The organism is Citrobacter sp. S55_ASV_140 (assembly GCF_018919505.1).
Taxonomy (GTDB): Bacteria; Pseudomonadota; Gammaproteobacteria; order Enterobacterales; family Enterobacteriaceae; genus Citrobacter; species Citrobacter werkmanii.
On the sequence record NZ_JAHLQZ010000162.1, the window covers coordinates 1 to 9,068 of the forward strand.

Here is a 9,068-nt window from a genome sequence, read left to right on the forward strand (position 1 = left end):
TACCGATACCGCCCAACTTCTCGATATCACGATGACCGGTACGGAACCAGATGCTGCCAGCGCCGAGGAACAGAACGCTTTTGAACAGGCTGTGGTTGACCAGATGATACAGACCCCCGGTCAAACCCAACGCAATCAGCGCCGGTTGATTCAGTGAAATCCCGGTTACGCCAGCGCCCAGCCCCAGCAGAATAATGCCGATGTTTTCCAGCGTGTGGTACGCCAGCAAACGCTGGATGTTATGTTCCATTAGCGCATACAGACCGCCGACAAATGCGGTGATCATACCCAGCACCAACAGCGTAATGCCCCACCACAGCGGCGCGTTACCGCCCAGCAGCGACAGGGAGAGAATACCCAGCAGACCGACCTTCATGACCACGGTAGAAAACAGTGCCGCAGCCGGCGCGCTGGCGTTGGCGTGTGCCTGCGGCACCCAACCGTGCAGTGGGATAATCCCGGCCAGCAGGCCAAAACCCGCCACGCCCAGCAGCCAGATGTCAGACCCAAGCGGCAGCTCCTGGGTGCGCAGGTCAAGCAGGCGCAGCTCCAGCGTACCGTAGCGCTGCCACACCAGGTAGCAGGCAATCGCCAACAGCAGCGTGCCGATGCGCCCCAGCGCAAACCACAGTTTGCCCTCTTTACTGCAACCGGTCAGGAACACCGCGCACAGCGCCATGATTTCCGCCATCACCACCAGCGTACCGAGGTTGCTGGCAACCACCGCACATACCGCTGCGGCCATCAGCAGATTCACCAGCAGGCCGTTGGCTTTCACCTGTGGATGGCGATGCCAGTCAATGTTGTACAGGCTGACAAACAGACCGCACAGGCCCAGAGTAATCAGCCAGATAGCGTTCAACGGGGTAATTTGCAGGCTGTGACCAATAAACGGCATCACACCGCTTACCGCCAGCGCGTTGGTCAGCACCATAAAACCCGCGCCAGCCGTACACAAACTGCCAACCGCGCCGCCAACCCCTGCAATCCAGCCGCTCAGCGGTTTATGAAATGAAAACAGAAATGCCAGAACCGCAGCCGCTGTAAACCAGGCCACGCCGCTGTTAATCAGTGAAATTGCGCTCATTTTGCATCTCCACTTTGAGCCTGCTGAAACAAGGTGAGATCGCCGAAGTCGGTATTGAAAGTCAGCTCACGCTTACGTTTGCTGGCGCGGGCGATATCCATGTTGCTCACCAGATGCAGGGCTTTGGTCGGACACATGCGTACACAGGCCGGACCTTGCTCGTCAAAACTACACAGATCGCATTTCACCGCGATGGCACGAATGCCCGGGACCCAGTCCAGCAGCGTGCTTACGCGAGCTGGAGCTGGCGGAGCCGGCGGCGCTTTTGATGTATTGGCGTTTGCCGGGATATGCAGCGGACGGCTACCGGAAAACTCAATAGCGCCGAACGGACAGGCGATCCCGCACAGTTTGCAGCTTACGCACAGGCTTTCATTCAGCTGTACGGCGCCGTCAACGCGATTAATCGCATTAACCGGACAAACGGTAGCGCAAGGCGCATCTTCACACTGGTGGCAAAGCTGCGGCGCGGATTCTTTTTCATTTAACATCACTTTCAGGCGCGGCATTGACTGCAGGCCATGCTGGCGATGTGTCTCTGAGCAGGCGGCTTCACAGGTGTGGCAGCCAATACAAAGAGTGGAGTCAGCAATTACAAAACGATTCACCAGGCATTCCTCAGGTGATAGTCATTTTTGACGAAAACATGTCAGGCAAATGTCATTTCGACATTTTTCGACATGCCCATTCCCTAAACTGTCGTGACGCAGTAGTAACGCCGCGTCATGACAAACGTGGGCAGCACCCGAGGCTTACGCCGGGCTATGTCCCGCAACCAGCTGGCTTAAATTCACCGGCATATTGTTCTCAACCGCGGTGTACAGGCTGTCGTAGACACTGGCGATTTTTTCGAGATAGTGCTCCAGCACCTGCTCGCGATCGCGGTTGCTGATACGCTCATCAACTTTACCGTCGATGGTCAACTGTGCCTGTGCAATCAGTTGTTTATCATCACCCTCTTTCGTTTCGACGTAATACTCGATGGTGTGACTGTTGAAGCCATCCGCCAGCGTGACGTAGATAACGAAGTGTTCAAAAAGGACAAAGCACAGATCTTTGTCCGGCGCGCAGCTCATCGCATGATGCAAACGCGCTTTCGACAGGGTGATCCCCTGAACCAGCGAGTTGCAGTAAATACGCCACTGGTCCTGTAGGCGACGATGCCGTTCAGCGATGTAATCGGCTTTTTCGCTTATTTCCCAAATAGTCATGTCAGGTTACCCGTTTAGCAGAGATGAACAGCCTTAAGCACATTTCATGCCAAAATTAATTTCCTTTATTTTCAACTATATAAAAAATCAAAGACGGGTGACGACGTGTCATTTCGTCATTGTCGTCATTGTCACGGATGAAAAAATTCAACCTGGCATGTTTATTGCTTTTAATACGGCAACTTCATAGGAGGCGGTATGCACGAAATAACCCTCTGCCAAAGAGCACTGGAATTGATTGAACAACAAGCCACGCAACACGGTGCCAAGCGAGTAACTGGGGTCTGGCTCAAAATTGGCGCATTTTCTTGCGTAGAAACCAGCGCTCTCGCCTTTTGTTTTGATCTGGTATGCCGTGGGACCCTTGCAGAAGGTTGTAAACTCCACCTCGAAGAACAAGAAGCAGAATGTTGGTGCGAATCTTGTCAGCAATACGTCACGTTACTGACGCAACGCGTGCGTCGGTGTCCGCAATGCAACAGCGATACGCTGAGAATTGTGGCCGATGATGGTCTACAGATTCGACGAATTGAAATAGGCGACGCCGAAGACTAATTCCGGTGGCACCTGCCAGGCCGGAGAAGACGCTTGCGTCGCCATCCGGCAAAAAGCCTGTAACAAGAAAGAGATCAGGAGTGAGCGATGTGTACGACATGTGGTTGCGCTGAAGGCAACCTTTATATAGAGGGTGATGAGCATAATCCCCACTCGGCGTTTCGCAGCGCGCCATTTGCCCCGGCGGCTCGCCCGGCGCTGAATATTACCGGTGTGAAAACCTATAATTTCGCACCGAGCCAGACCGCAGAAGGCGACCTGCACTACGGTCATGGCGAGGCGGGTACCCATGCGCCAGGCATGAGCCAGCGCCGTATGCTGGAAGTCGAAATTGACGTGCTGGACAAAAATAACCGTCTGGCCGAACGTAACCGCGCCCGTTTTGCCGCTCGTCAGCATCTGGTATTAAACCTCGTCTCAAGCCCGGGCTCAGGTAAAACGACGCTACTGACCGAAACGCTGATCAAGCTGAAAGACAGCGTTCCGTGCGCCGTGATTGAAGGCGACCAACAGACGGTCAACGATGCCGCCCGTATTCGCGCCACCGGCACCCCCGCCATCCAGGTCAACACGGGTAAAGGTTGCCACCTTGACGCGCAAATGATTGCTGACGCCGCGCCGCGTTTGCCGCTTGATGACAACGGCATTCTGTTTATTGAAAACGTCGGTAACCTGGTCTGCCCGGCCAGCTTCGACCTCGGCGAACGTCATAAAGTGGCGGTGCTGTCCGTCACCGAAGGCGAAGATAAGCCGCTGAAATATCCGCATATGTTTGCCGCCGCATCGCTGATGCTGCTCAATAAAGTGGATCTGCTGCCGTACCTCAATTTTGATGTTGAAAAGTGCATCGCCAGCGCCCGGGAAGTGAACCCGGACATTGAGATCATCCTGATTTCCGCCACCAGCGGCGAAGGGATGGACCAATGGCTCTCCTGGCTGGAGACGCAACGATGTGCATAGGTGTTCCGGGTCAAATCCGCACCATTGATAGCAACCAGGCCAAAGTCGACGTTTGCGGTATTCAGCGCGATGTCGACCTGACGCTGGTCGGTAGCTGTGATGAAAATGGTCAGCCGCGTCTGGGTCAGTGGGTACTGGTCCACGTCGGCTTTGCGATGAGCATCATTAATGAAGCAGAAGCGCGCGACACGCTCGACGCGCTGCAAAATATGTTTGACGTTGAGCCGGATGTCGGCGCGTTGCTGTACGGCGAGGAAAAATAAATGCGTTTTGTTGACGAATACCGCGCACCAGAACAGGTGATGCAGTTGATAGAGCACCTGCGTGAACGTGCCGCTCTCCTCCCCTATACCGCTGAACGACCGCTGCGCATCATGGAAGTTTGTGGTGGCCATACCCACGCTATTTTCAAATTCGGACTCGACCAACTGCTGCCCGAAAACGTGGAGTTCATTCACGGTCCTGGCTGCCCGGTTTGCGTTCTGCCGATGGGCAGGATCGACAGCTGTGTTGAAATCGCCAGCCATCCGGAAGTGATTTTCTGCACCTTTGGCGACGCCATGCGCGTGCCGGGAAAACAAGGCTCACTACTACAGGCCAAAGCGCGCGGCGCGGATATCCGCATCGTCTATTCGCCGATGGATGCGCTGAAGCTGGCGCAGGAAAACCCAACGCGTAAGGTTGTGTTCTTTGGTCTGGGTTTTGAAACCACCATGCCAACCACCGCCATTACCCTGCAGCAGGCCAAACAACGCGATGTGCAGAACTTTTACTTTTTCTGTCAGCACATTACGCTAATCCCCACGCTGCGCAGCCTGCTGGAACAGCCGGACAACGGCATCGATGCCTTTTTAGCACCGGGGCACGTCAGCATGGTGATTGGCACCGACGCCTATAATTTCATTGCCTCAGATTTCCATCGCCCGTTAGTGGTCGCCGGCTTTGAGCCGCTCGACCTGCTGCAAGGCGTAGTGATGCTGATTGAACAGAAAATCGCCGACCAAAGCCAGGTCGAAAACCAGTACCGCCGCGTGGTACCGGATGCCGGTAACGCCTTGGCGCAACAGGCCATCGCTGAGGTATTTTGCGTCAACGGCGACAGCGAATGGCGCGGTCTGGGCGTGATCGAATCGTCTGGCGTTCACCTGACGCCGGACTATCAACGTTTTGATGCCGAAGCGCATTTTCAGCCAGCGCCACAGCAGGTATATGACGATCCGCGCGCGCGTTGCGGAGAGGTGTTGACCGGCAGATGTAAACCGCATCAGTGCCCGTTATTTGGTAAAACCTGTAACCCGGAGACCGCCTTTGGCGCACTGATGGTCTCCTCAGAAGGCGCATGTGCCGCCTGGTATCAGTATCGTCAGCAGGAGTGTGAAGCATGAACAGCGTACAACTCGCCCACGGTAGCGGCGGTCAGGCTATGCAGCAGTTGATCAACAGTCTGTTTATGGAGGCTTTTGCTAATCCGTGGCTGGCGGAACAGGAAGATCAGGCGCGTCTGGAACTGGCGCAGTTGGTTGCAGAGGGCGATCGTCTGGCGTTCTCTACCGACAGCTATGTTATCGATCCGTTGTTCTTCCCCGGCGGTAATATCGGCAAGCTGGCTATCTGCGGTACGGCTAACGATGTCGCCGTCAGCGGCGCGATTCCGCGTTATCTCTCCTGCGGGTTTATCCTTGAAGAAGGTCTGCCGATGGAGACGCTGAAAACCGTCGTCACCAGCATGGCGGCAACCGCACGCGAAGCGGGCATCGCCATCGTGACCGGTGATACCAAAGTCGTGCAGCGTGGCGCCGCAGATAAGTTGTTCATCAACACCGCCGGTATGGGGGCGATCCCCGCCAACATTCACTGGGGCGCACAAACTCTCGGCCCTGGCGATGTATTGCTGGTTAGCGGTACGCTCGGCGACCATGGTGCAACCATTCTTAATCTGCGCGAGCAATTGGGTCTTGATGGCGAACTGGTTAGCGACTGTGCGGTGCTCACGCCGCTTATCCAGACGATACGTGATATACCCGGCGTGAAGGCGCTGCGTGACGCCACCCGTGGCGGCGTGAATGCGGTGACGCATGAGTTTGCCGCATCATGTGGATTTGGTATTGAGCTGTCTGAAGCGGCCCTGCCCATGAAGCCTGCGGTGCGTGGCGTTTGCGAGCTGCTGGGCCTCGATGCGCTCAACTTTGCCAACGAAGGCAAACTGGTGATTGCCGTTGAGCGTCAGGCAGTTGAAAGCGTGCTTGCCGCGCTGCGCGCGCATCCGTTAGGACGCGACGCGGCAATGATTGGCGAAGTAGTTGAACGTAAAGGTGTACGTCTTGCCGGACTGTATGGCGTGAAACGAACCCTCGATTTACCACACGCTGAACCTTTACCTCGTATATGCTAGCAGCCAGTTGGCAGCATGCTGTAAGCCGGATAAGACGCATTGGCGTCGACATCCGGCATTAACGCTGCATTATCGCCTGATGGCTTTGCTTAACAGGCCTACGGATTGCGTGACCAGTGAGTTTACGGTCAGCCATCCGGCAATAATTTACGACTTATACCTATAATTCATTTACCGTTTTCGCACCGTTTTGCGGTGCTTTCCCTGGAAAAGCAATATGTCGTATACACCGATGAGTGACCTCGGACAGCAAGGCCTGTTCGATATTACTCGTACATTATTACAGCAGCCCGATCTTCAGTCTCTCAGCGAGGCGCTTTCACAGCTGGCCAGGCATTCCGGACTGGCCGACTGCGCGGCTATTGTCTTATGGCAGGCACAAACGCAACGTGCGCGTTATTTTGCGACGCGCGAAAATAGTAAACCTATCGATTATGAAGACGAAACGGTGCTGGCGCATGGGCCGATACGCCGTATCCTGTCGCGCCCCGACGCGCTGCACTGCAACTATCATGAGTTCACGGAAACCTGGCCGCAGCTGGCATCCGGCGGATTGTATTCTGAATTTGGTCACTACTGTCTGCTGCCGCTGGCGGCGGATGGGCGCATCTTTGGCGGTTGCGAATTCATCCGCAACGAAGACCGACCATGGAGCGAAAAAGAGTACAATCGGCTCCAGACCTTCACCCAGATTGTCGGTGTCGTGGCTGAACAAATTCAGAGCAGAGTCAGCAATAACGTCGATTACGATCTGCTGTGCCGTGAGCGTGACAACTTTCGCATCCTGGTCGCCATCACCAATGCGGTGCTTTCCCGACTGGACATAGATGAACTGGTCAGCGAAGTCGCCAAAGAGATCCACCATTATTTCGACATCGATGCTATCAGTATCGTGTTACGCAGCAGTCGCAAAAATAAGCTGAGCATCTACTCCACCCACTATCTGGATGAGCATCATCCGGCGCACGAACAGAGCGAAGTGGACGAAGCAGGCACACTCTCTGAGCGGGTCTTCAAAAGCAAAGAGATGCTGCTGATTAACCTGAGCGAACGCGACGCCCTTGCTCCTTATGAACGGATGCTGTTCGAGACCTGGGGCAACCAATTACAGACGCTGTGCCTGCTGCCGTTGATGTCCGGCAATAACATGCTTGGCGTACTGAAGCTGGCGCAGTGCGAAGAGAAAGTCTTCACCACCGCCAATCTCAAACTGCTACGCCAGATTGCCGAGCGTGTGGCGATTGCCGTGGATAACGCCCTCGCCTACCAGGAAATTCACCGTCTGAAAGAACGTCTGGTCGATGAAAACCTGGCGCTGACAGAGCAGCTCAACAACGTTGACAGCGAGTTCGGCGAAATCATTGGCCGCAGCGAAGCGATGTACAGTGTGCTCAAACAGGTCGAGATGGTGGCGCAAAGTGACAGCACCGTATTGATTCTCGGCGAGACCGGGACAGGCAAAGAGCTGATCGCCAGAGCGATTCATAACCTGAGCGGCCGTAACGCCCGCCGGATGGTAAAAATGAACTGTGCGGCAATGCCTGCCGGATTGCTGGAAAGCGATCTGTTTGGTCATGAGCGCGGTGCGTTTACCGGAGCCAGCACGCAACGTATTGGGCGTTTCGAACTGGCGGACAAAAGCTCACTGTTCCTTGATGAAGTGGGCGACATGCCGCTTGAGCTTCAGCCGAAGCTATTGCGCGTTTTGCAGGAACAGGAGTTTGAGCGTCTGGGCAGCAATAAGCTGATCCAGACCGATGTCCGTTTGATCGCCGCCACCAACCGCGATCTGAAAAAGATGGTCGCCGATCGCGAGTTTCGCAACGATCTCTACTATCGGCTGAACGTCTTCCCGATCCATCTGCCGCCGCTGCGCGAACGCCCGGAAGATATTCCGCTATTGGTAAAAGCTTTCACCTTTAAAATTGCCCGCCGAATGGGGCGCAATATCGACAGTATTCCCGCCGAAGCGCTGCGTACGCTGAGCAGTATGGAATGGCCGGGTAACGTGCGTGAACTGGAAAATGTGGTAGAACGCGCGGTGCTGCTCACAAGGGGCAATGTACTGCAACTGTCTCTGCCGGATGTTGTCGCTTTGACGCCTTCCACGCCGCCAGTGGCGACCGAAGTCGCACAAGATGGCGAAGATGAATACCAGTTGATCATGCGCGTGCTGAAAGAGACTAACGGCGTCGTTGCCGGCCCCAAAGGCGCGGCGCAACGACTGGGACTGAAGCGCACGACGTTGCTGTCACGCATGAAGCGCCTGGGTATTGATAAGGATGCGCTGGTTTAACGGTTCGCCCGATGGCGCTTTGCTTATCGGGTCTACCCACTGGTGCGTTTATATTTGTAGGCCGGATAAGGCGCAGCCGCCATCCGGCATAGAATTGCTACATTACTTCTTCCGCTGGTACTTCTCGGGTAATTCCGGGACGGGACGTTTGTCATCAATCAGATGACGTACGGTCAGGATCGGATGACGCCAGAGCATTCTTGGCCCAGCCCAGCGCATAATCTGCTTCATCTCTTCACGTTTGGCGGGTTGATAACAGTGTACCGGGCACTGTTTGCAGGCCGGTTTTTCCTCACCAAATACGCACTTATCCAGACGCTTTTGCGCATAGGCAAACAACGCATCGTAATGCCCCGGCTCGTCTGAGGCCTGCGGACACTGGCGCTCGTACAGCGAGATCATTCTCTGGATCGTCATTTTTTCACGTGCAATACGTTTGCCGGACATGGTGCCTCCCAATTAAGTTGCATAAATAATACACCTTAACCATACACAGGACTATTACCTGAAGGTGATACATTCTTAGCACCCTACGCAAATAAGAATTATTTTCATTTGCTTATACCT

10 protein-coding genes are annotated in these 9,068 nt (G+C 54.9%); 6 read left to right on the forward strand and 4 right to left on the reverse strand.

Features of this window, described 5'->3' with window-relative positions; genetic code table 11:
• The 3 genes from KQJ18_RS18485 to hycA form a co-directional block, all read right to left on the reverse strand.
• The coding region (locus KQJ18_RS18485) for a proton-conducting transporter membrane subunit (protein WP_275945692.1) at positions 1 to 1,087 on the reverse strand (1,087 nt) is incomplete at its 3' end.
• A complete protein-coding gene (gene hycB / locus KQJ18_RS18490) occupies positions 1,084 to 1,695 on the reverse strand; it encodes a formate hydrogenlyase subunit HycB (protein ID WP_038633091.1) in 612 nt (203 codons plus the stop codon). The genes hycB and KQJ18_RS18485, both read right to left, overlap by 4 nt.
• 144 nt (positions 1,696 to 1,839) lie before the next feature.
• A complete protein-coding gene (gene hycA / locus KQJ18_RS18495) occupies positions 1,840 to 2,298 on the reverse strand; it encodes a formate hydrogenlyase regulator HycA (protein ID WP_038633094.1) in 459 nt (152 codons plus the stop codon).
• 198 nt (positions 2,299 to 2,496) lie between these two features.
• Here hycA and hypA point away from each other — a divergent pair, with 198 nt between their 5' ends.
• From hypA to flhA, 6 genes are all read left to right on the forward strand, one after another.
• Complete coding sequence (gene hypA, locus KQJ18_RS18500) at positions 2,497 to 2,853, forward strand: hydrogenase maturation nickel metallochaperone HypA (RefSeq protein WP_042310587.1); 357 nt, start codon at positions 2,497 to 2,499, stop codon at positions 2,851 to 2,853.
• An 87-nt stretch (positions 2,854 to 2,940) separates the two neighbouring features.
• Complete coding sequence (hypB, locus tag KQJ18_RS18505; RefSeq protein WP_216422466.1) at positions 2,941 to 3,813, forward strand: hydrogenase nickel incorporation protein HypB; 873 nt, start codon at positions 2,941 to 2,943, stop codon at positions 3,811 to 3,813.
• The gene (hypC, locus tag KQJ18_RS18510; protein WP_216422468.1) at positions 3,804 to 4,076 is read left to right on the forward strand and encodes a hydrogenase 3 maturation protein HypC; all 273 of its coding nucleotides are present in this window, start codon (positions 3,804 to 3,806) and stop codon (positions 4,074 to 4,076) included. Before hypB ends, hypC begins: the two co-directional genes overlap by 10 nt.
• Positions 4,077 to 5,198: a hydrogenase formation protein HypD gene (hypD, locus tag KQJ18_RS18515; protein ID WP_137351653.1), complete on the forward strand. Its 1,122-nt coding sequence runs from the start codon at positions 4,077 to 4,079 to the stop codon at positions 5,196 to 5,198. It begins immediately after the preceding gene.
• On the forward strand, positions 5,195 to 6,205 hold the full coding sequence (gene hypE / locus KQJ18_RS18520; protein ID WP_038633109.1) for a hydrogenase expression/formation protein HypE: 1,011 nt from the start codon (positions 5,195 to 5,197) through the stop codon (positions 6,203 to 6,205). Before hypD ends, hypE begins: the two co-directional genes overlap by 4 nt.
• Positions 6,206 to 6,422: 217 nt before the next feature.
• Positions 6,423 to 8,501 (forward strand): formate hydrogenlyase transcriptional activator FlhA, encoded by a 2,079-nt coding sequence (flhA, locus tag KQJ18_RS18525; protein ID WP_038633112.1) that lies wholly within the window; start codon positions 6,423 to 6,425, stop codon positions 8,499 to 8,501.
• A gap of 102 nt (positions 8,502 to 8,603) precedes the next feature.
• Here flhA and KQJ18_RS18530 read toward each other — a convergent pair whose 3' ends face one another.
• Positions 8,604 to 8,948: a nitrous oxide-stimulated promoter family protein gene (locus KQJ18_RS18530; protein ID WP_044699707.1), complete on the reverse strand. Its 345-nt coding sequence runs from the start codon at positions 8,946 to 8,948 to the stop codon at positions 8,604 to 8,606.
• Between the last annotated feature and the right edge of the window lie 120 nt (positions 8,949 to 9,068).